At 67.7% G+C, this 22183-nt stretch carries 29 protein-coding genes; 14 read left to right on the plus strand and 15 right to left on the minus strand.

The features are described 5' to 3' along the window. Positions 1-41 precede the first annotated feature (41 nt). The 3 genes from FVA80_RS14400 to FVA80_RS14410 all read right to left on the minus strand — a co-directional run bounded on the left by FVA80_RS14400 (position 42) and on the right by FVA80_RS14410 (position 2129). Positions 42-464, minus strand: a complete 423-nt coding sequence (locus FVA80_RS14400; RefSeq protein WP_147906761.1) for a hypothetical protein — start codon at positions 462-464, stop codon at positions 42-44. 38 nt (positions 465-502) lie between these two features. Further along, a complete protein-coding gene (locus tag FVA80_RS14405) occupies positions 503-826 on the minus strand; it encodes a hypothetical protein (RefSeq protein WP_147856335.1) in 324 nt (107 codons plus the stop codon). 142 nt (positions 827-968) lie between these two features. Further along, complete coding sequence (locus FVA80_RS14410) at positions 969-2129, minus strand: ABC transporter substrate-binding protein (RefSeq protein ID WP_246692399.1); 1161 nt, start codon at positions 2127-2129, stop codon at positions 969-971. Positions 2130-2412: 283 nt separating this feature from the next. Here FVA80_RS14410 and FVA80_RS14415 point away from each other — a divergent pair, with 283 nt between their 5' ends. From FVA80_RS14415 to FVA80_RS14450, 8 genes are all read left to right on the plus strand, one after another. Next, the gene (locus tag FVA80_RS14415) at positions 2413-2925 is read left to right on the plus strand and encodes a DUF3280 domain-containing protein (protein ID WP_147906760.1); all 513 of its coding nucleotides are present in this window, start codon (positions 2413-2415) and stop codon (positions 2923-2925) included. Positions 2926-2953: 28 nt separating this feature from the next. Further along, entirely contained in the window at positions 2954-3655 is a 702-nt protein-coding gene (locus FVA80_RS14420; RefSeq protein WP_147906759.1) for a (5-formylfuran-3-yl)methyl phosphate synthase, read from the plus strand. Continuing rightward, on the plus strand, positions 3652-4224 hold the full coding sequence (locus tag FVA80_RS14425; protein WP_147906758.1) for a uridylate kinase: 573 nt from the start codon (positions 3652-3654) through the stop codon (positions 4222-4224). The genes FVA80_RS14420 and FVA80_RS14425 overlap by 4 nt, the downstream gene beginning before the upstream one ends. Then, positions 4221-5780: a DUF6513 domain-containing protein gene (locus FVA80_RS14430; RefSeq protein ID WP_147906757.1), complete on the plus strand. Its 1560-nt coding sequence runs from the start codon at positions 4221-4223 to the stop codon at positions 5778-5780. Before FVA80_RS14425 ends, FVA80_RS14430 begins: the two co-directional genes overlap by 4 nt. Before the next feature lie 3 nt (positions 5781-5783). Beyond that, a complete protein-coding gene (locus FVA80_RS14435; protein ID WP_147906756.1) occupies positions 5784-6374 on the plus strand; it encodes a DUF447 domain-containing protein in 591 nt (196 codons plus the stop codon). A 115-nt stretch (positions 6375-6489) separates the two neighbouring features. Then, positions 6490-7023: an SRPBCC family protein gene (locus FVA80_RS14440; protein ID WP_147906755.1), complete on the plus strand. Its 534-nt coding sequence runs from the start codon at positions 6490-6492 to the stop codon at positions 7021-7023. A gap of 92 nt (positions 7024-7115) precedes the next feature. Continuing rightward, positions 7116-8033 (plus strand): YncE family protein, encoded by a 918-nt coding sequence (locus FVA80_RS14445; RefSeq protein ID WP_246692420.1) that lies wholly within the window; start codon positions 7116-7118, stop codon positions 8031-8033. A 443-nt stretch (positions 8034-8476) separates the two neighbouring features. Beyond that, complete coding sequence (locus FVA80_RS14450; protein WP_147906754.1) at positions 8477-8743, plus strand: hypothetical protein; 267 nt, start codon at positions 8477-8479, stop codon at positions 8741-8743. Positions 8744-8876: 133 nt separating this feature from the next. Here the strand turns inward: FVA80_RS14450 and FVA80_RS14455 are convergent, their stop codons facing one another. The 8 genes from FVA80_RS14455 to FVA80_RS14490 all read right to left on the minus strand — a co-directional run bounded on the left by FVA80_RS14455 (position 8877) and on the right by FVA80_RS14490 (position 13999). Continuing rightward, complete coding sequence (locus tag FVA80_RS14455; protein ID WP_147906753.1) at positions 8877-9077, minus strand: hypothetical protein; 201 nt, start codon at positions 9075-9077, stop codon at positions 8877-8879. A gap of 71 nt (positions 9078-9148) precedes the next feature. Further along, positions 9149-10321, minus strand: coding sequence for an alpha/beta hydrolase (locus FVA80_RS14460; protein ID WP_147906752.1), 1173 nt, complete (start codon positions 10319-10321; stop codon positions 9149-9151). Between the two features lie 94 nt (positions 10322-10415). Further along, positions 10416-10616, minus strand: a complete 201-nt coding sequence (locus tag FVA80_RS14465; protein ID WP_147906751.1) for a hypothetical protein — start codon at positions 10614-10616, stop codon at positions 10416-10418. An 80-nt stretch (positions 10617-10696) separates the two neighbouring features. Then, positions 10697-11152, minus strand: coding sequence for a response regulator (locus FVA80_RS14470; protein ID WP_147906750.1), 456 nt, complete (start codon positions 11150-11152; stop codon positions 10697-10699). 191 nt (positions 11153-11343) lie between these two features. After that, complete coding sequence (locus FVA80_RS14475) at positions 11344-12216, minus strand: dienelactone hydrolase family protein (protein WP_147906749.1); 873 nt, start codon at positions 12214-12216, stop codon at positions 11344-11346. Between the two features lie 83 nt (positions 12217-12299). Continuing rightward, positions 12300-12704: a hypothetical protein gene (locus FVA80_RS14480; RefSeq protein ID WP_147906748.1), complete on the minus strand. Its 405-nt coding sequence runs from the start codon at positions 12702-12704 to the stop codon at positions 12300-12302. A gap of 119 nt (positions 12705-12823) precedes the next feature. Then, a complete protein-coding gene (locus FVA80_RS14485; RefSeq protein WP_187193689.1) occupies positions 12824-13318 on the minus strand; it encodes a DUF192 domain-containing protein in 495 nt (164 codons plus the stop codon). A 75-nt stretch (positions 13319-13393) separates the two neighbouring features. Further along, positions 13394-13999 carry a cold-shock protein gene (locus FVA80_RS14490; protein ID WP_147906746.1) on the minus strand — a complete coding sequence of 202 codons (606 nt, stop codon included), beginning with the start codon at positions 13997-13999 and terminating at the stop codon, positions 13394-13396. 347 nt (positions 14000-14346) lie between these two features. Here FVA80_RS14490 and FVA80_RS14495 point away from each other — a divergent pair, with 347 nt between their 5' ends. Next, entirely contained in the window at positions 14347-15360 is a 1014-nt protein-coding gene (locus FVA80_RS14495) for a heparan-alpha-glucosaminide N-acetyltransferase (protein WP_147906745.1), read from the plus strand. Between the two features lie 232 nt (positions 15361-15592). Here the strand turns inward: FVA80_RS14495 and efp are convergent, their stop codons facing one another. Continuing rightward, on the minus strand, positions 15593-16159 hold the full coding sequence (gene efp, locus FVA80_RS14500; RefSeq protein WP_147853941.1) for an elongation factor P: 567 nt from the start codon (positions 16157-16159) through the stop codon (positions 15593-15595). A gap of 234 nt (positions 16160-16393) precedes the next feature. Here efp and epmA point away from each other — a divergent pair, with 234 nt between their 5' ends. The 5 genes from epmA to FVA80_RS14525 all read left to right on the plus strand — a co-directional run bounded on the left by epmA (position 16394) and on the right by FVA80_RS14525 (position 20792). Then, entirely contained in the window at positions 16394-17449 is a 1056-nt protein-coding gene (gene epmA / locus FVA80_RS14505) for an EF-P lysine aminoacylase EpmA (protein WP_147906744.1), read from the plus strand. After that, positions 17446-18489: a lysine-2,3-aminomutase-like protein gene (locus FVA80_RS14510; protein WP_147906743.1), complete on the plus strand. Its 1044-nt coding sequence runs from the start codon at positions 17446-17448 to the stop codon at positions 18487-18489. The genes epmA and FVA80_RS14510 overlap by 4 nt, the downstream gene beginning before the upstream one ends. Positions 18490-18506: 17 nt before the next feature. Further along, positions 18507-19118: a glutathione S-transferase family protein gene (locus FVA80_RS14515; RefSeq protein ID WP_147906769.1), complete on the plus strand. Its 612-nt coding sequence runs from the start codon at positions 18507-18509 to the stop codon at positions 19116-19118. A 189-nt stretch (positions 19119-19307) separates the two neighbouring features. Continuing rightward, positions 19308-19955, plus strand: coding sequence for a dimethylmenaquinone methyltransferase (locus FVA80_RS14520; RefSeq protein ID WP_147906742.1), 648 nt, complete (start codon positions 19308-19310; stop codon positions 19953-19955). 9 nt (positions 19956-19964) lie between these two features. Continuing rightward, positions 19965-20792, plus strand: coding sequence for a YdcF family protein (locus FVA80_RS14525; RefSeq protein WP_147906741.1), 828 nt, complete (start codon positions 19965-19967; stop codon positions 20790-20792). On the opposite strand, the gene FVA80_RS14530 is transcribed toward FVA80_RS14525, so the two are convergent. The 3 genes from FVA80_RS14530 to FVA80_RS14540 all read right to left on the minus strand — a co-directional run bounded on the left by FVA80_RS14530 (position 20729) and on the right by FVA80_RS14540 (position 22162). Further along, a complete protein-coding gene (locus tag FVA80_RS14530) occupies positions 20729-21037 on the minus strand; it encodes a DUF3253 domain-containing protein (RefSeq protein ID WP_147906740.1) in 309 nt (102 codons plus the stop codon). The genes FVA80_RS14525 and FVA80_RS14530 overlap by 64 nt on opposite strands. Further along, on the minus strand, positions 21034-21795 hold the full coding sequence (locus FVA80_RS14535) for a DUF599 family protein (RefSeq protein ID WP_147906739.1): 762 nt from the start codon (positions 21793-21795) through the stop codon (positions 21034-21036). Before FVA80_RS14535 ends, FVA80_RS14530 begins: the two co-directional genes overlap by 4 nt. A gap of 82 nt (positions 21796-21877) precedes the next feature. Next, positions 21878-22162 carry an acylphosphatase gene (locus tag FVA80_RS14540; RefSeq protein ID WP_147906768.1) on the minus strand — a complete coding sequence of 95 codons (285 nt, stop codon included), beginning with the start codon at positions 22160-22162 and terminating at the stop codon, positions 21878-21880. Positions 22163-22183 lie beyond the last annotated feature (21 nt).

Raw genomic sequence — 22183 nt, forward strand, 5'->3', positions numbered from 1 at the left:
CCGTGGCCGGCGTTCCCCTCGCAGGGCGTCAGCCGCGATGCTTATTCACACATCCTCAGCTCTGTGAAGTGCAGGACATCAGTCGAGCGCGTGCGTGCTGCAGCGTGCAGGTTACCGTCCTCCGTGATGAGCACCCGGTCTGGAGCCAGACAGGCCAGGATCGAGGCGTCGTTGAACCCGAGCCACGCGTAGGTGTCGTCATGGACGGCATCCCAGCCCGTCGGCTGCAACTCGCGGACGTGCAAGACGAACAGCTTGAAGAACGCGGCGATCTCAGACCTGATCGGATCCCGGACCTGGCGGAGCAGGTTGGCGGTCTCGGACAGGATCTGCGCCGTGGTGATGACCCCGGCCGCCACCGAAATATGCAGCAGCAGGGCATCGTAGTCGGCGCGCGAGAACCGCGAGCAGTTTTTATGGATTCGGATGTAGTCCGCGCGCGTTCCGCCGACGATGAACAGCACGAGGACGTTCGTATCGAGCAGAACGTATTTCCGCATCGCTATTCGACGTCGCGGCTCTTCATCGAAACGATCTCCCCGGTCGTCTCATCGACCGTCACGATTTTGTAGGTCCTGCGCATGACGACAGTGCCGCTCAGCACCGATATGGCGTTGCGCGCCTCATCCCACGGTCGAGAGAAGCCCAGAGTGATATTCCAGTATCCTGGATGATGCTCGACCTCTTCGAGGCCGAGATTCGAGACGTTCTCCGTCGACATCGTCGACAAAAGCCACTCTTTCGCGCGGTCGATCGCATCGTTGACGCTGATGCCGGGGCTCCTGGTCTCCATTATGGGCCGTGCTTCTTGGACCTCGTGGCTCATCGTGAGTCTCGGACTTCGAGAGGACACCGTCTCGGTGGAGCGCGCCTCCGGAAGGTGGCCCCCCTGGGCCGCCCGCGTCAATGGTGGCGGCGACATTCATGTGCCCCGCGATGGAATCGCTCGACGACCCGCGAGAACACGGTCATTTGAACTTGCAGGTGGTCTCCGGCAGGTCGACGCCCAGCGTGTCGAGCAGCGTGCGCTGGTGCAGGAAGCCCTGCTCCGGCGCGACCGAGACTAGGGCCTTGGGCTGGACGACGATGACCGGCTGGCGCAGCTGGTGATCCCAGGGGCGGAAGCTCAGCGACACACCCTTGTAGGCCGGCAGGTTGAAGGCCGGATCGACCAGGTACGGGGTCAGCACGGCGGGATCGTTGGTCTTCTTGGCGGTGACGGCTTCGCCCACGGTCCGGATCGCCGCCCAGGCCTGGTAATCCAGCGGGCGCATCAGCCGGGAGGCGAGCCGCCGGAACCGGTTCTGCGCCTGCGCGGCCCCCCAGGTCTCCAGAACCGGCGACCACGTGGTCGAGGTCAGCGCCTGCGTGCCGCCGACGGGCCGCGGATCGACGGTGCGGTAGGACACGTAGTCGCCCCAGTCGCCCTCCTCGTCGGCCACGAGCGCCATGTCGTAGTCGAGCCCGCGGGTGAAGACCATCGCCTCGGCCCGGGTCGGGGTATCGCCCCGCGCCTTGGCCAGCGGCCCGAAGGTCCAGGGTTTCTCCGCGGTGATCTTTAGGCCGAACTTGCGCGCGGAGTTTCGTACGGCCTCGGCATAGGCCTTGTCGGCCTCGGTCGGCCCGACGATCAGAAAGACCTTCCGCCACCGCATCACCGTCATGTACTGCGCGATGGCGTCCGTCAGCATCGCCCGGGACGGCAGGATGTGGAATACGTTGGACCGGCAGTCGGCGCCACGCAGGCGGTCGTCCGGGGCGCCGGCGTTCAGCACCACCGCCCCGGTGTCCTTCACCGCGTCTGCCACCGCCAGCACCGCATCCGCCGGCAGCGCCAGGACCAGGTAGTGCACGCCCTTGGCCACCAGCTCCCTGGCCGCCGCAACGGCATCGGGCTTGTCGTCGCTCAGCGCGACCGCATCGAGCGAGAAGGTCTGCTTGGTGAACCGGCCGGTGGTGTTGTTGTCGGCGATGCCCATCTTGGCGCCGGCCAGCCCCTCGTCTTCCGGGGCGGCCTCGGCGTCGTACGAGGACGGTGCCGGCTGCGGCCGGTAGATCAGGCCGATCGACGTTTCGATCGGTTGCGGCGCCGGCTGCTGGGCCTGCGCGGCGACGGGTGTCGCCAACATCCAGCCCGCGAAGAGAACGCGAAGGCTGACTGGGCGCTGCGTCCGATAACGCGAAGGCTGGACGGGAATTCGGGCCGGGGCGTGTGCAGGATCGTGCATGACGCGGCCTCTAGCAGCTTCGGATCCGGCCGCTCAACCGCGGCTTCTTGGTCGGACGTTCACGTTCGTGTCGTGGGCCACCGGCGCGCCGATGTACATTGCCAAATTGTCCCTTCGCCCGAGCTATAGTGGCGAAAACGCCGCCGGCAGCATCAGCGCCGGTCAACGAGAGGGAGCCCCGAGGATGCACCACCTGGTATCGTGCGCGGTGACCGCGTGTCTGCTGGCCGGGGCGTCCGGTGCCCACGCCGCCGAGAAAGCCGCGGTGTTCCCGGTGGAGTTGTTCGATCCCGGCGCCACCTACGGCACGCGGGTCCGGCCCATCGACACCAAGAAGTTGACGCTGGTCACGGACGAGCTGCGCAACGCCCTTCGCAACCAGGCCGGCCTGGATATCATCGACACAGCCCCGAAATCCGACGTGGTCGCCAAGGAGGGCCCGCTCTACAAGTGCAACGGCTGCGCGGCCGACATCGCCAAGAGCCTGGGTGCGGATCTCGTCGTGACCGGTTATGTGGAGAAGGGATCCGGCCAGATCTTCAACCTGAACGTCACCATCGCCGAGGCCGAAACCGGCAAGATGGTACGCGGCGGGCAGGTGACGATCCGGGCCGATACCGACGACACCTGGGCGCACGCCATGCGCTGGGTCGTGAAGAACCGCCTGCTCGCCGAGCCGTTGCCCGGCAAGTCGTGATTGCGTGCCGCCCATCTTCGAGAGATCCGTGTCCGCGTACCCCGTTCCGCCAAGCCCCCTGCCCCGCCTCCTCGTCAGCGTGCGCGATCCGGCCGAGGCCGAGGCCGCCCAGCTCGCCGGGGCCGACCTGATCGACGCCAAGGATCCGGAGCGCGGCGCGCTCGGCGCGCTCGCCCCCGCAGTGGTGAACGAGATCGTGGCGCGCGTCGCCGGCGCGGCCGTGACCAGCGCGGTGGCAGACCCGACGCCTGAATCCGTGGCCGCGATGGCCGGCACCGGGATCGACTGGGTGAAGGCCGGCCTCGCCCCTGCGCAACGCCGCGATCCCAAGGCGCTCGCTGCCCTCGCTCAGACCGCCCCCGGCTGCCTGATCGCGGTCCTGTTCGCCGAAGACGGCTCGGCGGCGGACCTCGTCCCGGCTCTGGCCCGGGCAGGATTTGCAGGTGCGATGATCGACACGTCCGGAAAGGCCGGCGTCCGCCTGACCGACCTCGTCGAGCCCCAGGCGCTCGCGGCCTTCACGACGGCCTGCCGGAGCCACGGGTTGATGAGCGGATTGGCAGGTTCACTCAGGGTCACCGACATCGCGACCCTCAGCGTGCACCGCCCCGACTATTTCGGTTTCCGCGGCGGCCTGTGCCGCGACCTGGACCGGCGCAACGGTATCGACCCGCTGCGGGTCGCCGAGGCCGTGCGCGCCCTGCGCCCGAACCAACGGGACGCCGCGTGACGACAATCCTCAAGATCGGCGGCAGCCTGGCGGCGGATTCGGACCGCCGCAGCGCCCTTCTGGCAGATGTAGCGGCAGGGCTCCACGGACGCTGCGTCGTGGTGCCCGGCGGTGGTGCCTACGCGGATGCCGTCCGTGCCGCCCAGATCCACGAGGTCTTCGACGATGCGGAGGCCCACCGCCGGGCGCTGGCCGCGATGGGTCGCATGGCGGCGGACTTTTGCTCAATCGAGCCCCGCCTCGCACGTAGCCCGGCGCCTTGGGCGGAGAACATCGACACTTCCTGGGTCTGGGACCCGACGAACTTGCAGGTCGGCGACCCTGACATCCCCGAGACTTGGGACGTCACATCCGACAGTCTCGCGCTCTGGCTTGCGCTACGAATGCGTGCCGCACGCTGCGTGCTGGTGAAGTCGGCCGACGCATCGTCACAGGAGGATGCCGATGGACTTGCCCAAAGCGGGCTGATGGATGCCGCCTTCCCCGCTTTCGCTGCACGCTACGGCGGCTCGATCGCGATCTGGGGACCGACCCGGAACGTCACACTCCGCCAGCGGGTGGCTGTTTGAGCGCCCTCGAGCACATCGTATTCGTCACCGGTCGCCTCGCCCGGGCGCGGCTCGAAAAAGTCGCGGCCGGTTTGCCGGCGACGATCCGGTGGAGCATCGCGGATGCCGGCGTTAAGGTCGCAGCGCTGATGACGGAAGAAATCATCCGCCGCCGGATCGAGATTCCCGAAGGCGCGACCCGGATCGTCCTTCCGGGTCGCTGCCGGGCCGATACCGCCCGGCTGGCCGAGCATTTTCATGTGCCGGTCGAGCGCGGCCCGGACGAGGTGGTCGATCTGCCGGCCTGGCTGGGGCTCGCCGGGCGCAAGGTGGACCTTTCGAAGCACGACCTGCGGATCTTCTCCGAAATCGTCGATGCCTCGAAGATGACCCCCGACGAGATCCTGGCAAAAGGGCTCGACCTGGCCCGCCGCGGCGCCGACGTGATCGACCTGGGCGGGCTGCCGGACACGACCTTCCCGCATCTCGAGGATTCCGTCGCTGCCCTGAAGGGCGCCGGCCTTCAGGTGAGCGTCGATTCCTTCTCTCTGGACGAGCTCGCCCGGGGCGCCGGGGCCGGGGCGGATTACCTGCTCAGCCTGAACATCGACACGCTCGACCTCGCGTTCGAGACCGACGCAGTGCCGATCCTGGTGCCCCTGCGCCCGGACGACCTGCCCTCGCTCGACCGCGCGATCGAGCGGATGCTGAAGGCCGGGCGCCCGTTCCTGGCCGACCCGATCCTGGAGCCGATCCATCACGGCTTCGTGGATTCAATCGGCCGCTACCGCGACACCCGTGCCCGCTGGCCCGACATCCAGATGATGATGGGCACCGGCAACCTGACGGAGCTGACCGAGGCCGATTCGCTCGGCGTCACCGCTCTGTTGGTGGGAATGTGCTCGGAACTGTCGATCGGCAATGTGCTGATCGTCCAGGTTTCGAACCACACCCGCCGCACTGTCGAGGAGCACGACGCCGCCCGGCGGGTGATGTACGCGGCCAAGGCCGACTCCGCCCTGCCGAAAGGCTATGGGAGCGCGCTGTTGGCCCTTCACGACAAGCGCCCGTTCGTGCAGACCGCTGCGGAAGTTGCCCAGGCTGCAGGCGAGGTCCGGGATCCGAATTACCGGATCGCGGTCGCCGAGGACGGGATCCACGTCTACAACCGCGACGTCCACAGGGTCGGCACCGACGCGATGGCCTTCTTCCCCGATCTCGACGTGAGGAGCGACGGCGCCCACGCCTTCTATCTCGGAGCCGAGCTCGCCAAGGCCGAGACCGCCTGGCGGCTCGGCAAGCGCTACGTCCAGGACGAGGCCCTCGACTGGGGCTGCGCGGCCGACGCTGACGTCGAGGACTCGACCGCGTTCAAGAAGGCCGGACACACCCGCCATTCCGGTCCCGACGCGCCTCCGCCCGGTACCCGCGATGCACGGCTGGTGAAGCCCGAGGCGGATGCCGACGCCCCAAAGACGATCTCGGAAGTCGAGGTCCGCGACGAGGCGCAGCCAGAGAACCCGCAGCCCGCAACCAAGCTGGTCTGCGGCCGACTGGTGCCGGCGGACAGGGCCTGAGCGATGCCGCTGATCCTCGAGACCATCGTCACCACGCTTGCGCCGTCCGGTGAGCTGCATCTCGTGCCGTTTGGGCTGATCGGCAAGGAAAACGGCTACGTGCTGGCGCCGTTCCGACCCTCACCGACCATCGTCAATCTCGAGGCCAATCCGTGTTTCGCGGCGTCGAGCCCGAGGGACATCAGAGTCATCGCGGGTGCGGTAACGGGCCGGCGCGAATGGCCGACCGTGGCGTGCGCGGTCATTGCCGGCCGGCGGCTAGCCGACAGTTTCGGCCATGCCGAGTTCCAGGTCGCATCGGTCGAGGACCAGGAGACCCGGCCGCGCTTCCACGGCCGCCTCGTGCATTCGGCCGCCCACGCACCGTTCATTGGCCACAACCGCGCCCAGGCCGCGGTGCTCGAGGCGGCGATCCTCTCGACCCGGCTCCACATGCTTGAGCCGGACAAGGTGTTGACGGAGATGGCCTACCTCGCCATCGCCATCACCAAGACCGCGGGCCCGCGCGAGCGCGAGGCCTGGGGCTGGATCGAGGACAAGGTCGCTGAGGCTTTCGGGGCCGAAGCGCGCATTCTCGGTCGGGACGCAAGCTAGATCCGTATCCGAGAAATCGAATGCGGCTCTGACACTCACTTGTGACACGCACTCGGACGTAGAACCGGTATCTCGATGCCGGACCGCGCCCCGGAGGCGGGAGGAGCAGGACACGATGAAGAAAATGACCCTGGCCCTGGCGGCCACGGCCGCCCTGGTGGCGGCGACCGCGCAGGCCCACGGCCCGACCCGGCGCAAGATTTCCGAGTCGATCGAGATCAACGCCCCGGCCGACAAGGTCTGGGCCGTGATTGGTGACGTTAAGAACGCCGACTGGATGGAGGACGTCATTAAGACCGAGGTCAGCGGCGACGTGCCGAACAAGTTCAAGCGCACCCTAACGCTGAAGAACGGCAACCAGATTCAAGAGACTAGTAACAAGTACAAGCCGGACGAGAAGCTTTTCTCGTACTACATCGAGAAGGTCGATGTGAAGGACCTGCCGGCCAACGACTATTCTGCTACGATCACGGTCGAGCCCGCGGGCGACGCCAAGTCCAAGGTCGAGTGGAAAGCCGCCTTTTATCGCGGCTACATGAACAACGATCCGCCGCCCGAACTCAACGACGAAGCCTCCGAGAAGGGCGTCGGTGCCTGGATCAAGGCGAGCCTCGCCAACTTAAAGGCCAAGGTCGAGAAGGGCTCGTGAGCCTACGCGGGTTTGGCAAAAGCGTCCTGCGGTTTTGCGATAAAAACCTGCGCCGTCACCGCAAATGGGGCCAGGCGGCGTTCGTCGCCGGCCTGTCCCTGACCGCGACGCACGCCCGCGCCGAACAGGCGCGGGAAGCGATCGTGACGACGCAGCTTGGCGGCGCGGTCGAAATTGTCGATCTCGCAGCCGGCAAGGTGGTGCGTAGCATCAAGCTCGACGGGGCGCCGGCAGGAATCGCCCTGTCGCCCGATCGCAAGCGTGCATACGTCACGCGGCCCGAAGGTCACGGTCTCGCGGTGCTTGATCTCGATGCCGGCCTCGTTGCCGCAGAAGTGCCGCTGCCGGGTGGACCCTTGGGCGTCGCTGCCGATCCGATGGGCGTCAAAATCTACGTGGCGGATTGGTACGGGCATCGCCTGTTCGTTTTGACCGAGCGCGACGGCCACCTGATCCCCGATGGCGAGATCGCGGTCGGCGCCTCGCCATCGGGTATCGCCGTCTCACCCGACGGTGCGACGCTCTACGTGGCCAACCGGGAGGCCAACACGGTCTCCGTGGTCGATGCCAGGACCCGCAAAGAAACCAAGGTCATCCCCGTCGGGCAGCACCCGTTCGGAATTACCCTGGATGCTGCCACTGGCCGCGCCTACACGGCGAACGTCACGAGCGACGACGTCTCCGTGATCGATCTGGCGGCCGGACGGGAGATCGGTCGGATCCCAACCGGTCGGCGACCCTATGTGATCGCCCTTACGCAAGGGCGCGGCTTCGTGACCGATCAGTATGCCGGCAGCGTCACAGCCTTCGATCTCACGACTCTCAAGCCGCTCGCGGATATCGACGTCGGCGATCATCCCGAAGGCATCGCGGCCGACGCTGGCGGTCGCCTCTACGTCGCCAATTGGGGTGACAACACGCTGAGCGTCCTCGACGGCCGGACGCTGAAGGTGCTGACGACCATCCCGACCGGGAACGGCCCCCGCGCGTTCGGCGATTTCCTCAGGTAGTGCAGCTGCAAGATCGTGGGTCGCCCCCACACCTTCATCGCCCCGTTCAAGGGTGATGGCCGCTTCGAACTGTTCGCGATGACGGGCGTGTAGCAACCGCGATTGTGAGTAGCGAAAGCACGTCACCGGGCATCCAGACCAACGATGTGGCGTGTGAGCCCTGATCGGTCGACCGGAGGCGTCCTTGAATGGAACGCCGTGCCGGACAACCCCGACACAGAGCGGCAGCGCGGCAAGCGGGGCACAGCCTCGCGATCGGAGCGCGCCGGATCACTGAGGTAGCCCGCAAGGCCGATCCGGTCCGCACGCATTGCAATCCGCGCCCTCGGCTCGATCGGCGACGTAGCCTGCCCAAGGCTCCGAGAGTCCGCGCCCGAGAACCGAGCAGGCCGCATGTGAAATGCGCCGAGGAACCTCGAAACGGCCAAGTCGCTTGCCCTTGCATGCCGGACACGACACCCGCAAAGAAGAAAACGCCGGCGAAGCCGAAGCGGGCTAAGCCCATCGTGAAACCACCTGCCAAGGTCGGCATGGCTACGCAGCTCGCTGCGATCCAGGACCGCTACCGTCGCGCCATGACTGCCGCCCTTGATCACCCGCATCGCGAGCAAGGCAATCTGATCCGCATCGCCTTGGCCGCCCTGCTGGCCGAGAAAGTCGCGCTCGGCGTCGCGGACGGTGAAGAGACGGCTGAGGCTGCGGAATCGTAGTTCCTGGCGCCCGTGCGAAGGCAACTGCCCGCCGCGAAAGCGTCTTGCCCGACCATTCAGGTAAGACGCTCCCGATCTATGCCGGGCCTCCGCAACCATCCATTGGGTCTAATCCACGGAACGAACCGATCGCTCAGTCCAGCTGACGGTTTGGCGCCCGACGGTAGGCGATGCGGGCGATGACAAGGGCGCCACCGATCTGGAGAAAACCGGATTCACCGAGATCCGCCGGCGCATAATGCGCCTGGATCAGCAATCGTGTCAGCGCGTTCAGCGCAAGGAGAGTCAGGCAGAAGGCTGCTGCAGCGAGCAGACTGGCGACGAACTCGGGCATGCTTCGTTTCCCGTGTCGAACACGGACAGAGTAGCAAGCCCTACGCCAAGGGAAAGGCGGGTGTTTGTCGATCAGCGCTTTCTACCTGGCGAAGCCGGAGTGGCTGCCTGGGCCGCCGGCGCCGCCAGTCGGGGCGTTTCCACCGAGAGGCGCTTCACCGGCCACCCGTCGCTCCAGCGCTCCATGTCTGCGAGCCGCGGATTGTTCTTCATCGCATTCGCGTCCGAGCCGGCGAAGGCAGCGGCAGCGGCGATGTCGAAGGTCTTCCAGAACCCGAGGTAGTCCAGCGCGTCGACGCGGGCGATATTGATCTGTGCGACCAGCGTCTGCTGTTCGCCGGTCAACGCCATATCGGCGGACCAGCGGAACGGCGGCGGCTTCGGGGCGTCCTTGGCCGCGTCCTTTGGATCCGGCCCCGGCTTGATCGCGCCGCCATCATAGGCTGTGTCGGTTCCGGCGGGAGCCGCGAGCGTGGCCGTCAGAGCGGGGAAGCCGTGATCGTCCGAGAGGGCGCGCACGAACAGCTTACGCTCCAGCGGTACGGCACTCGCTTCACGCAGCAGCCGTTTCGCCGCGAGGTCCGCCGCCCGGGTATCCTTGTCGCCGACCATGGCGATGAGCAGGGTGGAGGACTCGATGCCGGACAGCTCCGTCAGCGCGATTCCCCGCGATTTGGGGCCGCTGGCGATGCCGCCCGGCGCGGCCATGAAGATCAGCTTCGGGACGGGGAGGCCATGCTGCTTGGCGTCGGCGGCCATGTCCATGGCGAGCGGGGCGCCAGCCAGGTGCCCGATTAGGGCGACGCGGCCGAGATCGGGTTTGGCGTCCGCGTCCGAGGCCAAATCCGCCAGCGCCGCTTTGACCAGGCTTTCGGCGAGGCCGGGTGCGTCGGCCGGGCGCGTCCGGTTCACGTCCTGAAAGCGCGGGTAGAGCACAAGCCAACCCTGGCGGGTGAGATGGTCGATCCAGCCGCCGTAGCTTTGCGGATTGACCACGCCCCATCCGTGCAGGAACACAACCACGGGCCGGCCGGCCTCCGGGACGGCGCCCGCAGCGTGGAACGCGAACGTCGTCGCGGTCCCACGCCCGAGCAGACGCTTCACGATCGTCGCCTTGCGGTCGCCGAAACCGCCGGCCCCCTCAGACGGCTGCGGCGGCGGGGACGCGGCTTGGGCAACGCTCAACCCCGCAAGCGCCAGGATCACACCGGCGGCAAACGATCCGCGAAGAACATTGAGACGCATGAGGGGCTCGACTGAGAGACGCGATGCGCCGGCAGGTCAGAGCGCGCTGAATAGCAGATTCATTGGCCTTGGCGACTCATCCCGACCTGATCGGTCAGGCGCCGCAAGCGCGCTCGGATTCCGGACGGTCCAGGCGCTCGGCCAGCGCCAGGATCTCGGCTGGGACGGCATCGGCGATGGGCCTGTAGTGCGCGCGCAGCTCGTCGGTCACCGTGTCGAGGAGATCGGCCTCCTGATGGGCGTCCCAAGAGCGCCGACGCAGGGAATCGGCGTAGTTGGCAGCGACGATGAGCATGATTGATCTGAGCTGCCGACGGAGTTGCTCGGGATCGGGGGTCTTGCGCCCCGGGAGTGCCGTACAACCCGGAGTAGGTCTCAGGTTTCCAGACCCGGCATAATTAATTTTCCGCCCGGTCCGATCACCGCCGGGCCGGTCGACGCCGACGGACGACCGGCCGCCTGCTCGACCCAGGCCAGAATATCCTCGGCGCGCCAGGGCTTCGGGATGAAGGTCGCCGACATGCGCAGGTCGCTCGGCTGGTCGCCCGCATCCCCGGAGGTCAGCAGCACCCGGACCCGCGGCCAGGTCACGCCGATGATCCGCGCAAGTTCGAAGCCGCCGATCGGTCCGGGCGTACGCACGTCGGAGAACACGACGCTGACTTCGTCCGCGCGGTCGTTGAGGATGGCGAGCGCCCGTTCGGCAGTCTCAGCCTCGATCACCGTGAAGCCGGTATCCTCCAGGAGCGTGGCCGCGAGGAAGCGCTCGTCGGGTTGGTCCTCCACGACGAGGATGACGGGCTTCTGTCCGGGCTGTACCGAGTCGCTCATGGGCCGGGACACTCTACAGGGGCTGAACGGCGGTCGCGACGATCGGTTCAACGCTCCGATCGCAGCGAATGGCCGGACCCGCGCAGGCACAGATCCTCCTGCGACCCTGGCATATTCGGCAAGTTGTGGCCGTGTCCCGGGAAGCACAGCCATCCAGGAACATCCTGGTAAGACCGCCAGGATCGGTTTGATCAGCCGACGCCGTTGGCTTTCAGGAAGGCGAGAGCGCGGGTCCAGCCGTCCTCGGCGGCGTCCTTGCGGTAGCTCGGCCGATAATCCGCGTGGAATCCGTGCGGCGCATCCGGGTAGATCACCAGTTCGACGCTCCTGCCCGCCTGCCTGGCCTTGTCGCGCGCTTCCTCTGCGGAGGCCGGCGGGATGCCGGTATCGGCGCCGCCGTAGAGTGCAAGCAACGGCGCGTGGATCTCGGCCGCGACATCTCCGGCTGTGCGCGGCTGGATAGCAGTCCGATCACCGCCGAGGGGGCCATACCATGCGACCGCCGCCTTCAGGTCGCGACGATGCGCCGCGTACAGCCAAGCGTCGCGACCACCGCGGCACCAACCCATCACGCCGAGCCGACCGGCATCGCCCTTGGCAGCGGAGGCGGCCCAAGCCGCGGTGGCGTCGAGATCGCCGATCCACTGCGCGTCCGGCGTCTTCGAGATGATGTCCCGGATGATGATCTTGGGATCGGTCATGGTCGAGAGGTCGCCCTGCCGTGCATATAGTTCGGGCGCGACGGCGCAGTATCCAGCCTTGGCGAGGCGACGGCAGATGTCTTTGATGTACTCGTGAACCCCGAAGATCTCTTCGATCACCAGCACGATCGGAAACGGCCCCGCCCCATTGGGTACCGCCCGGTAGGCGGGCATCGGACCATCTGCCGCGGGGATCTTGACCTCGCCGGCCTCGATACCGGTGGCATCGGTGTGAATCGCCTGCGCCTCGACACGGGTCGTCGCGACAGTCAAGCCACTGATGAGACTGGTCATCACGAAGCCGCGCCGCGACAATGGCGGTGTCATCAGCCCGTCGAGTTCGGCGTGATTGCTGTCTGCCATGATCTTCCCTCCCGCGGTCCTACGTAGAGGGCTATCCGCCGGCACCGGCCATGGTCAAATGCGTCCGCAGCACACCCGAACCTTCACGCGCCTGCCGCCGCCAGTGCGCGCCTGACCGGCTTGGCCGCGACACGGACCGTCGCCGGAGCCGCGCGGGGCTTCAGCACGTCCGCAAGCGTTACGAAGCTGTCCGGCGTGGATGCGTTCACTGCTCGGATCCCGTAGCCCAATGCAAAGGATCGAGTCAGGTCGGCATCGCGCGCGATTCCGAATTGGTCGAGCGCTGCCAGGAATGCCTCGCGAAACAGGCTTGGCCGGCACCAGGACTTTTCGGCCATCTGCAGCGGCCAGTCCCAAAGGTTTTCGGCCCGCCGCGTCGTAAGGCCGTCCCGGCTGATGAAGTAACCCGTGCAACGGTGCTCTAGCCCGTCCGCGCTCACCGACCAATCGTCGTTGCCGAACAGCTCGGCATCGGCCACGTTGCTCATCGGGTCCTCCGCGCAAGGCCGGCACTCCGAAGCGCCGGAACAATTCCGGAACATTGGCCCGGAACATCCCGACGGTCAAGGCCATTGTTCCCGCTGCGTTCACGCCAGACCCAGTCGCCTCAGCGACCCTTGAACAAAGGGTGCTCGATCCGGTCGCCGGCCTGGATCCCGAGCTTGGCGGCCGTCCCGGCATTGAGTTCGAGTACGGCAGAGACAGGGCTGCCGGACGGGATGATCGCGGTCGATAGCGGCTCGGTGTCGGCGGCGATCCGGCTCACGGTCCCGTCCGGACGAATGAACAGCATGTCGAGCGGCAGATAGGTGTTCTTCATCCACATGGTCACAGGTTCGGCGCGTTCGAAATCGAACAGCATGCCATGCTCGGGCGCCATGTGCCGGCGGAACATCAGCCCGCGGGATCGGCCGGCGTCGTCACGCATCACCTCGACGTCGAACCGCTTCGGCCCGGCCTTGGTGGCGATGGTCAGTGGCTCTGTCTTGGCGGCGTTCTGCGGTGATGCGCTCTGGGCAGTGGCCTGATGGACGGAAAGCGGCGCGACCAGGATGAGGCAGGCGATGGCCGCCGCTTGCGGGACGCGGAATAGAACTCTCAAGGACAGCCTCTCGGGAAATGCGGTCGCGGGCGGTGTGCCGACCGCAGATTCAGATAGCGCGCGCGAAATGGGGCGTCAGTGAGAGGCCGGGAGCGCCCCGTCGACGAGACGGATCTCGGCCGCCATGACGCCCTTGGAGCCGTCGCCGTAGCGCACCAAAACGGCGTCGCCCGGCTTGAGCTCGGCGATGCCGTAGCGGCGCAGGGTTTCCATGTGGACGAAAATATCCGGCGTGCCGTCGCCGCGGGTCAGGAAGCCGAAGCCGCGCAGCCGGTTGAACCACTTCACCACCGCCGTCTCCAGGCCACTCGTTGGCGTGACCGAGACGTGGGTGCGCGGCATCGGCATCTCGGAGGGATGCACGGCCGCGGACTGATCCAAAGTCAGAACTTTGAACGCCTGCCAGCCGCGCGGGCGCTCCACCGCCTCGACGACGATGCGCGCGCCTTCGCTGGCCGCCTGGAACCCGTCCCGCCGCAGGCAGGTGACGTGCAGCAGGATGTCGGGGGCGCCGTCGTCGGGTACGATGAAGCCGAAGCCCTTGGACACGTCGAACCACTTGATGCGGCCGGAGACCTCTACGAGGTCGAGTGCCTCGTCCTCACCGGCGGCCGCTTCGGCGACACGGCTGTCCTCGGTCCGATTGGGATTCTGCGGCCCGGATCCGCGTTCATCAGACATGGCCGAGCAACCTACACCGAATCACGCCGCGCGCTCTCACAGCAAGATTAACGAAGTCCTGATTCCCGGAAAGCCCATATGACCGGCATAGGGGCCCTCGCGAGTTGCAATCTTGCCTGGGGGAGGCAGGTCCGCAACAGTCGATCGGTCGCAGGGAGAGCGGAATTGGGCGTCCTGTCGCCACCAAGGCATCTGGATCGCCCGCCATATCGCGTCCAATCAGGTTTTTGCGACCTTCGTGCGCCCGTGTTCACGTCTTCGAGAGCAGTTTCGATCGCGGCAAGGGCGCGGCGCGATCACGAGCAGCGGTGGCGTCCGAGGTCCAGGCGTGGTTTGAGCCCATCGCCATGTCGATAGCCCCCGCACTTCCCACGCCCCCTGAGACGACCACGCGCGCCGCGCGGTCAGGCCGCTACCCGATCATCGACGCGGTGCGGGCGGCGGCCCTCGTGGCGATGGCGAGCTACCACACGCTTTGGGACCTCGGCTTCCTGCGGCTGACAGCCGAGAATTACGCGCTGACGGCGGCGGGCCATCGGGCGGCGGAGACGATCGCCGGGACCTTCCTCACGCTCGTCGGCGTCGGACTGGTCTTGATGAACGGGCGCGGCATTCGTGCGCGCCAGACCGTGCTGAGGCTTGCGCGGATCGGCGGGGCTGCGCTCCTCGTGACACTCGGGACCTGGATCGCGTTTCCCGACGCGTACGTGTTCTTCGGCATCCTGCACTGCATTGCCCTCTCGAGCGTGCTCGGCCTGCCGTTCCTCTTCGCCCCTGTGGCGGTGACGGCGCTCGCCACGATGGCGGTCTTCGCCGCACCGCTCGTGGTGCACGGGTCTCGGCTCGATGACCCGATCCTGTTCTTCCTCGGCCTTGGTTCCGGGACGCCGCGAACCAACGATTACGTGCCGTTATTCCCGTGGTTCGGGTTCGTCTTGTCGGGGATCGTCCTCGGGCGGCTCGGCCTGCCGATTCTTGCGCGGTCCCGGCTCGGCAACTGGGCGCCGCGTTCGGCACCTGGGCGTGCAGCGACGTTCTTGGGGCGCCACAGCCTGATCGTGTATCTCGTGCACCAGCCCGTGCTGCTGGGGCTGCTCACCGGTCTCGTCACCCTGACGGGACCGAACCCGATGGCTGGTCTCCGCGCGTTTCGGGCCGATTACGTGACGATCTGCACACGCACCGGCGGGGAGCCGCCGCTCTGCCGCATCGCGGCCCGGTGCACCTCCGATGCGCTGATCAAGGAGGATCTTTTCCGGGAGGATGGTCGCCCCTTCAGCCCGGCAGAGCGGTTGCGGGCACAGGCCCTATCGCAGGGCTGCTACGGGTCGATCGAGGCGGCCTCTCGAATGCCGAAGTAGGATACGAACCGCGGCAGCCTTGCAAGACAGCGCAGGGTGCGTCCAACCCACTGCCTTGGTCCAGCGAAGAACGTATCGCGGGCTTCGAAGGAGCCGCTCAGGGATCGTCGAACGATCGGGAGAACTCCTGATCACCACCCGCTTTGCGTCGGCATCCCAGGATCAGGGCGCGGGCAAGATAAGATCTCCAGCCCACGCCATGATCGTCTCGCAGTCAGAATCCCCTAGCAAATCAATCCTTGGCGCGCTCGACGTAGGCGCCGTCCGCCGTCATCACCACCACGCGGGTACCGGCGGCGATGTGAGGCGGCACGGTGGTGCGGACGCCGTTCGAGAGGGTGGCGGGCTTGTAGGACGAGGAGGCGGTCTGGCCCTTGAGCACCGGCTCGGTTTCGGTGACCTCCAAGGTCACCCGCTGGGGCAACTCGATGGTCAGCGGCACGTCGTTATGGCTCGACAGCATCACGGCCATGCCCTCCTGAAGGTAGGGGGCGGCGTCGCCGACCACGTCCGCCGGTACAGCGACCTGCTCGTAGCTCTCGGGGTTCATGAAGTGGAACCCCTCGGCGTCGCTGTAGAGGAAGGTGTGCTCGCGATCCTCCACGAAGGCCCGCTCGACCTGCTCGGTGGTCCGGTAGCGCTCGGACACCTTCACGCCGTCCGTGATGCGGCGCATGTCGAGCTGGGTCACCGGGGTGCCCTTGCCGGGATGGATGTTCTCGACGAACAGGATCACGTAGAGCTTGCCGTCCTTGTCGACGACGTTGCCCTTGCGGAGCGTTGAGGCGATCACCTTCACGGAATTCGGTCCTGCATTGACAAGGCGGGTCGGCACGCGCCAAGCGCGTGCACTGGATCTCAGGCCCCGCCACTATCGCATCTGCGGCGTGGTTGCCAGCCGGCGAACCTCACCCGGCGGTCTCGGCGAAAGGCACCGATGCTTCCCCGCGGTGGATCGGAGGCCAGCCTCGCGCCTGGGTCGCACTCAGGGCGGCTCGCTCGTGCCTGGGGCCGGCCATGCTGGAGACCGATTGTGACCGGAGCTGTCTCGCCCTGGTGGGCGCCCGACCGCCACGCCGACCGCAGGCCTCGCCTGCTGCTGCGCAACCGGATTCTGGCCGCGTTCCGGGCCTGGTTCGCGGAGCGGGACTTCGTCGAGGCCGAGACCGCCTGCCTGCAGGTCTCACCCGGCAACGAAGCGCATCTCTCGGCCTTCGCCACCGAAGCCATCGGCGGCAGTGGCGCGCGGACGCCGCTCTACCTGCACACTTCCCCGGAATTCGCCTGCAAGAAGCTGCTGGCTGCGGGCGAGACGCGGCTCCTCAGTGTCGCCCGGGTGTTCCGAAACCGTGAGCGCGGCCCTCTGCACCATCCTGAATTCACCATGCTGGAATGGTACCGCGCTGGCGTGCCCTACACGGCGTTGATGGCCGATTGCGCCGAGCTTCTGGCGCTTGCCGCCGAGACCGCCGGCACACGCCGGTTCGTCTACCGGGGCCGGGAGGCCGACCCGTTCGCCGCGTGCGAGCGGCTGACCCTGGCTGAGGCGTTCGCGCGCTTTGCCGGCATCGATCTGTTGGCCACACTATCGCCGGATGGCGAGACCGACCGCGACGCCCTTGCCGGCGCCGTGGAGGCTGCGGACCTGCGCGTCGCCCCGGATGACACGTGGGCGGATCTGTTTTCGCGGGTTCTGGTTGCGCGGATCGAGCCGCATCTTGGTATCGGGCGCCCGACGATCCTGTGCGAATACCCGATCAGCGAGGCGGCCCTGGCCCGCCCGGTGCCGGACGATCCGCGGGTCTCCGAACGGTTCGAGCTCTATGCCTGCGGTGTCGAACTCGCGAATGCCTTCGGAGAATTGACCGATCCGGTCGCGTTACGCCGCCGTTTCGACGCGGAGATGGCGGTGAAGCTGCGCGTTTACGACGAAGCGTATCCGATCGACTCCGACTTCTTCGAAGCATTGGCCGTAATGCCCGACGCGTCCGGCATCGCCCTCGGCTTCGACCGCTTGGCCATGCTGGCCTGCGGCGCGAATCGCGTGGACGACGTGATCTGGACGCCGGTCGTGGAGACCCTGCCGTGAACCGCACGCTGCGCAGCGCCGCCGACCTCGCCGAGGCCGGCCTGCTGTCCGGCCCGGAGGCGGAGGCGCTGCACGATGTGCTGGCGCGCTACGCCGTCTCGGTCACCCCGGACATGGCCGAACTGATCGACCGGGACGATCCGGCGGATCCGATCGCCCGTCAGTTCGTGCCGCGGGCCGAGGAGGCCGTCGCCGCCCCGGAAGAGCGCGCCGACCCGATCGGCGACGAAGCGCACGCTCCGGTTGTGGGCATCGTCCACCGCTATCCGGACCGCGTGCTGCTGAAGCCGCTGCACATCTGCCCGGTCTATTGCCGGTTCTGTTTCCGCCGGGAGATGGTCGGGCCGGACGGCCTCGGCTCCCTGACCGACGCGGAACTCGATGGCGCCCTCGCCTACATCGCGCAGGATCCGCGGATCTGGGAGGTCGTCGTCACCGGCGGCGACCCGTTCGCGCTCTCGCCCCGCCGGCTCGGCGCGATCGCCGACCGGCTGTCGGTGATCGCGCATGTCCGGGTGATGCGGATCCACACCCGCGTGCCGGTTGTGAAACCCGACCTCGTCGGCGACGATCTGGTGCGGTCGCTCAAGCGGTTCGGGCGCGCGGTGTTCGTGGCGCTCCACGCCAACCACCCGCGCGAGTTCACCCCGGCGGCTCAAGAAGCCTGCGCCCGGCTGGTCGATGCCGGGATCCCGATGGTCAGCCAGTCGGTGCTGCTGCGCGGGGTCAACGACGATCCCGCCACCCTGGAGGCGCTGATGCGGACCTTCGTGGAGAACCGGATCAAGCCCTACTACCTGCATCACGGCGACCTGGCTCCGGGCACCGGCCACCTGCGCACCAGCCTCGACGCGGGACAGGCGCTGATGCGCGCCCTGCGCGGCCGCCTCTCGGGTCTGGCCCAGCCGACCTACGTGCTCGACATTCCCGGCGGCCACGGCAAGGTGCCGGTCGGCCCCGGGTACCTGCGCGAGGCAGGCGACGGGACGCGGGTCACCGATCCGAACGGGTGCGAGCACGCCTACCCGCCGAAAGTCTGAGGGAGGTCTTGGTGACGATGCGCAAGCTCTGGGGGCGGCTCACCTCGGTGAACGTGCAGAAGGTCGTTTGGGGACTCGACGAGGCCGGACTCGCCTATGAGCGGATCGATGCCGGCGGTGCGCATGGCATCGTCGCCGATCGCGCCTACCGCGGCAAGAACCCGAACGGGCTCGTTCCGACCCTCGAGGAGGATGGGTTCGTTCTCTGGGAGTCGAACGCCATCCTGCGCTACGTGGCCTCGACCGCTCCGACCCTGGCGCTGCCGGCCGATCCGCGGACCCGCGCCCATGTCGATCAATGGCTGGACTGGCAGGCCACCACCTTCACGCCCGCGATGCGCGACGCGTTCTGGCAGCTCTACCGCTCGCAGAATCCCGACCGGACGGTGGTCGCCGCCTCGATGACGCGGACGGAGGCGCTGGCGGCCATGCTGGACGCGCATCTGACGGACCGAGATTACATGGTGGGCGACGGCTTCGGCATCGCCGACATCGCGCTCGGCTGCGCCGCTCATCGCTGGCTGAACCTGCCGGCCGAGCGCATCGAACGCCCGGCCCTGCGCCGCTGGTACGAACGGCTCGCCGGCAGGCCCGGTGCGGCTCGGGCGCTCGGCGAGCCGATCGCCTGAGCCGCGGGCCGGCGTGACACCGCCGATCCGGTCACGGTGGCAGGAGTGTCTGTCCCACCGGTATTTCTTGGAGACCGGGCCGACGTGTTGCGCAGCGAGGAATCAAGCGCGGCCTTGTCGGCGCGCCCGCGTGATCCACCTTGACGGCAACGCGCCGATCCGTCCGGCGGCCCCTCACGGAACATCCCGATGGCGATCGACCCGACCCTGCGCGATGCGCTCTCCGCCGTAACGCCGGCCAGCCTGGCGCGGGCATTGACGCGCGCCGGGATCAAGGCGTTCAGCCCGCGCGGCCTGACGGCACGGGGCGGCAGTGCCATCGGCCCTGCCTATACCCTCCGGATGATTCCCGCTCGGAACGATGCCGCCGGTGACCTCGCTGCCGCGATCGACGCCGTTCCGGAGGGTGCCGTGCTGGTCATCGATGCCGCGGGTTCCGGCCTCGCCCTCCCCTTCGGAGCGATCGTGGCGGCGCGGCTCGCCCAGCGCGGCGTCGCCGGCTTGATCACCGACGGCGCCCTGCCGGATCCCACCGGTCTGCCGGTCTGGTCCGCGCAAGAGGCCGGCAGCGAGACCCTCGCCCTGGTCGGCGCGCAGGAACGCGTCTCATGCGGCGGGGCCGCCATCCATCCCGGCGACATCGTGGTCTGCGGGTCCGGCGGGATCGTCGCGCTACCGGCCGACCTCGCCGAGCGGGTCGCCCTGGAGGCCGTCGAGCAACAGCGCCTGGACCTGTGGATCCAGCGCGAGGCCGAGAGGGGCGAAAACCTCGCCAGCCTGCTTCCGCCGGACGCCGCGGCCCTGGCCCGGTTCGAGGCCGAGACGAAGCCGGCTTGAGGCCTACCGATGTTCTTCCCGCTTTCGAAGGTCGTCTACTTTCTGATCACCCCATCGAATTTCTGCCTCTTCGCCGTCCTGATCGGCCTCGGTCTGGTGGCGGTGACGCGCCGGCGACGCTCCGGTCTGGGGCTCGCCGGTCTCGGCCTGCTGGGCCTGATACTGGGCGGTTTGTCACCGCTGTCGGACATGGCGATGTTGCCGCTGGAGCAGCGCTTCGCGCCGTACCCGGACGACGGGCCCGCGCCGACCGGGATCGTCGTGCTCGGCGGTGCCATCGAAGCGGGTCCGTCCGAGGTGCGGGATCAGGTCATCGTCAATGATGCCGGCGAGCGGCAGATCTACTTCGCCGACCTGGCCCGCCGTTTCCCCGGGGCCCGGCTGGTCTTCTCCGGCGGCAGTGGCTTCATCGGGGGCGGCATTTCGGAGGCCGACATCGTCAGTCGCCAGGCGGATGTCATCGGGCTGCCGCGGACGCGCATGATCCTCGAGAACCGATCGCGCAACACCTACGAGAACGCGATGTTCTCCGCTGCGCTGGTTCAACCGAAGCCTGGCGAGCGCTGGTTGCTCGTGACGTCGGCCTGGCACATGCCCCGGGCGATCGGGTGTTTCCGGAATGCGGGTTTCACGGTCGATGCCTTCCCGGTGGATTACCGGACCCGGGGCTGGGGCGACGTCGCCCATTTCCACGGCTTCGCTTCGGAGGGGCTCCTCCAGCTCGATCTGGCCGTGAAAGAGTGGATCGGCCTCGCGGTCTATCGCCTCGCCGGCTACACGCCGGATTGGCTGCCCGGGCCGGAGCCGGTCGCCGCACCCGGCAGCGCCAGCCGGTAGATCCCCCGGAAGTCGTCCGGGTCCACCGGCTTACCCTTGCGCAGGATCGCGACCCGGCCCGCATGGGCGAGCCGCACCGCCACCCGGCGCACCGGCTGCATCAGCGGGCCCCATCCGTCCGGATGCGGACCGCCCAGGGCCCTGGCCACCTCCGACGGGCAGATCGTCTTGCCGGCCCCACGCTCGGCCACGAGGCCAAGCAGGGTTTCCTCGATCGTTGCCTCGTCAGCTTTGGTCGTGGTCATATCCGTGCCTCTTCGGCGGGGGCCAGGAGCGGACCCTCGTGCGGCCCTTCACCGGCCTCCAGCAACGCCTTGCGGATCTCCGAGGCGAACTGTCGACGCCACATGATGATGACCACGGAGGTTGTCGAGGCGAGCAACACATATGGGCTGATGAACCAGCCGAGATAGGCCAGCGCGAAGAAGAACGCGCGCTGCCCCCGGGCGAAATGGCGCCCCGCGCTGACGTTCATCGCCGCCACCCGGCGGACGGCCCGCAGCATCTCGGTGTCGCTGGCGCCGGACCCCTTCGACGGCACGGCCCCGAGCAGGATCGCCGCGTAGTTGAACAGCCGGTAGGCCCAGGCGAACTTGAAGAACGCGTAGACGAACACGAATGCGAGGCCGGCGACCTTCAACTCCCAGGTGGTCCGGTTCGCCACCGTGCCGAACGGCAGGGTCGCGAACAGGTTGAGCACGTCGTCGCCGGAGCGCGACAGGGTCAGCACCGAGCCCAGCGCGATCAGCGAGGTTGAGGCGAAGAAGGCGGTCCCGTTCTGCAGCGAGGCGTTGATCTGCGTGTCGACCACCCGGTTGTCGCGGCCGATGACCTGCCGGGCCCAGTTGGACCGGTGGACGTTCATGATCTGGCTGAGGGAGACCATCCGACCGCGCAGGCGCCCGACCGACAGGCCGTACGCCACCCAGGCGAGGATGAAGTACACCAGGGCCCCGATATCGAGGGGCGAGAAGGCGGCGCTGCCGGTGGTCGGGTCGGTCATGATCTCGGAGCGCCAGGGAAGCGGATTCGGATACGGCCTGACGGCCATACCAGTCCGGCCCGCCGCGCAGAACCCGCCCGGATCAACCCCGCAGGATGTCGAAGCCGTGCGTCTCGGGCGGATCGCCGCCTTCCTGCACGATGACCTCGCTGACGCGGGCGTGGGGCGGGCCGGAGCGGCATAATGCGATCATCCGGTCCACCGCATCCGGCGCGCCACAGAACACGGCCTCGACCGAGCCGTCGGCGCGGTTGCGGACGAAGCCGGTCAGATCCAGCGCACGTGCTTCGGCCTGGGTCCAGGCTCGGTAGGAGACGCCCTGGACGCGTCCCTTGACGATCACTGAGACGGTGCAGGTCACGCTCATCGGATCGGCACCGCCTCGCAA

This window comes from Methylobacterium sp. WL1 (genome assembly GCF_008000895.1).
Taxonomy (GTDB): Bacteria; Pseudomonadota; Alphaproteobacteria; order Rhizobiales; family Beijerinckiaceae; genus Methylobacterium.

Bases quoted from the DNA above. Each gene is read 5' to 3' on its own strand.
- FVA80_RS14405 (WP_147856335.1), bottom strand. From the start codon at position 826: ATGAGCCACGAGGTCCAAGAAGCACGGCCCATAATGGAGACCAGGAGC.
- FVA80_RS14410 (WP_246692399.1), bottom strand. From the start codon at position 2,129: ATGTTGGCGACACCCGTCGCCGCGCAGGCCCAGCAGCCGGCGCCGCAA.
- FVA80_RS14415 (WP_147906760.1), top strand. From the start codon at position 2,413: ATGCACCACCTGGTATCGTGCGCGGTGACCGCGTGTCTGCTGGCCGGG.
- FVA80_RS14435 (WP_147906756.1), top strand. From the start codon at position 5,784: ATGCCGCTGATCCTCGAGACCATCGTCACCACGCTTGCGCCGTCCGGT.
- FVA80_RS14440 (WP_147906755.1), top strand. From the start codon at position 6,490: ATGAAGAAAATGACCCTGGCCCTGGCGGCCACGGCCGCCCTGGTGGCG.
- FVA80_RS14450 (WP_147906754.1), top strand. From the start codon at position 8,477: ATGCCGGACACGACACCCGCAAAGAAGAAAACGCCGGCGAAGCCGAAG.
- FVA80_RS14455 (WP_147906753.1), bottom strand. From the start codon at position 9,077: ATGCCCGAGTTCGTCGCCAGTCTGCTCGCTGCAGCAGCCTTCTGCCTG.
- FVA80_RS14460 (WP_147906752.1), bottom strand. From the start codon at position 10,321: ATGCGTCTCAATGTTCTTCGCGGATCGTTTGCCGCCGGTGTGATCCTG.
- FVA80_RS14465 (WP_147906751.1), bottom strand. From the start codon at position 10,616: ATGCTCATCGTCGCTGCCAACTACGCCGATTCCCTGCGTCGGCGCTCT.
- FVA80_RS14470 (WP_147906750.1), bottom strand. From the start codon at position 11,152: ATGAGCGACTCGGTACAGCCCGGACAGAAGCCCGTCATCCTCGTCGTG.
- FVA80_RS14475 (WP_147906749.1), bottom strand. From the start codon at position 12,216: ATGGCAGACAGCAATCACGCCGAACTCGACGGGCTGATGACACCGCCA.
- FVA80_RS14480 (WP_147906748.1), bottom strand. From the start codon at position 12,704: ATGAGCAACGTGGCCGATGCCGAGCTGTTCGGCAACGACGATTGGTCG.
- FVA80_RS14490 (WP_147906746.1), bottom strand. From the start codon at position 13,999: ATGTCTGATGAACGCGGATCCGGGCCGCAGAATCCCAATCGGACCGAG.
- FVA80_RS14495 (WP_147906745.1), top strand. From the start codon at position 14,347: ATGTCGATAGCCCCCGCACTTCCCACGCCCCCTGAGACGACCACGCGC.
- FVA80_RS14515 (WP_147906769.1), top strand. From the start codon at position 18,507: ATGCGCAAGCTCTGGGGGCGGCTCACCTCGGTGAACGTGCAGAAGGTC.
- FVA80_RS14520 (WP_147906742.1), top strand. From the start codon at position 19,308: ATGGCGATCGACCCGACCCTGCGCGATGCGCTCTCCGCCGTAACGCCG.
- FVA80_RS14525 (WP_147906741.1), top strand. From the start codon at position 19,965: ATGTTCTTCCCGCTTTCGAAGGTCGTCTACTTTCTGATCACCCCATCG.
- FVA80_RS14530 (WP_147906740.1), bottom strand. From the start codon at position 21,037: ATGACCACGACCAAAGCTGACGAGGCAACGATCGAGGAAACCCTGCTT.
- FVA80_RS14535 (WP_147906739.1), bottom strand. From the start codon at position 21,795: ATGACCGACCCGACCACCGGCAGCGCCGCCTTCTCGCCCCTCGATATC.
- FVA80_RS14540 (WP_147906768.1), bottom strand. From the start codon at position 22,162: ATGAGCGTGACCTGCACCGTCTCAGTGATCGTCAAGGGACGCGTCCAG.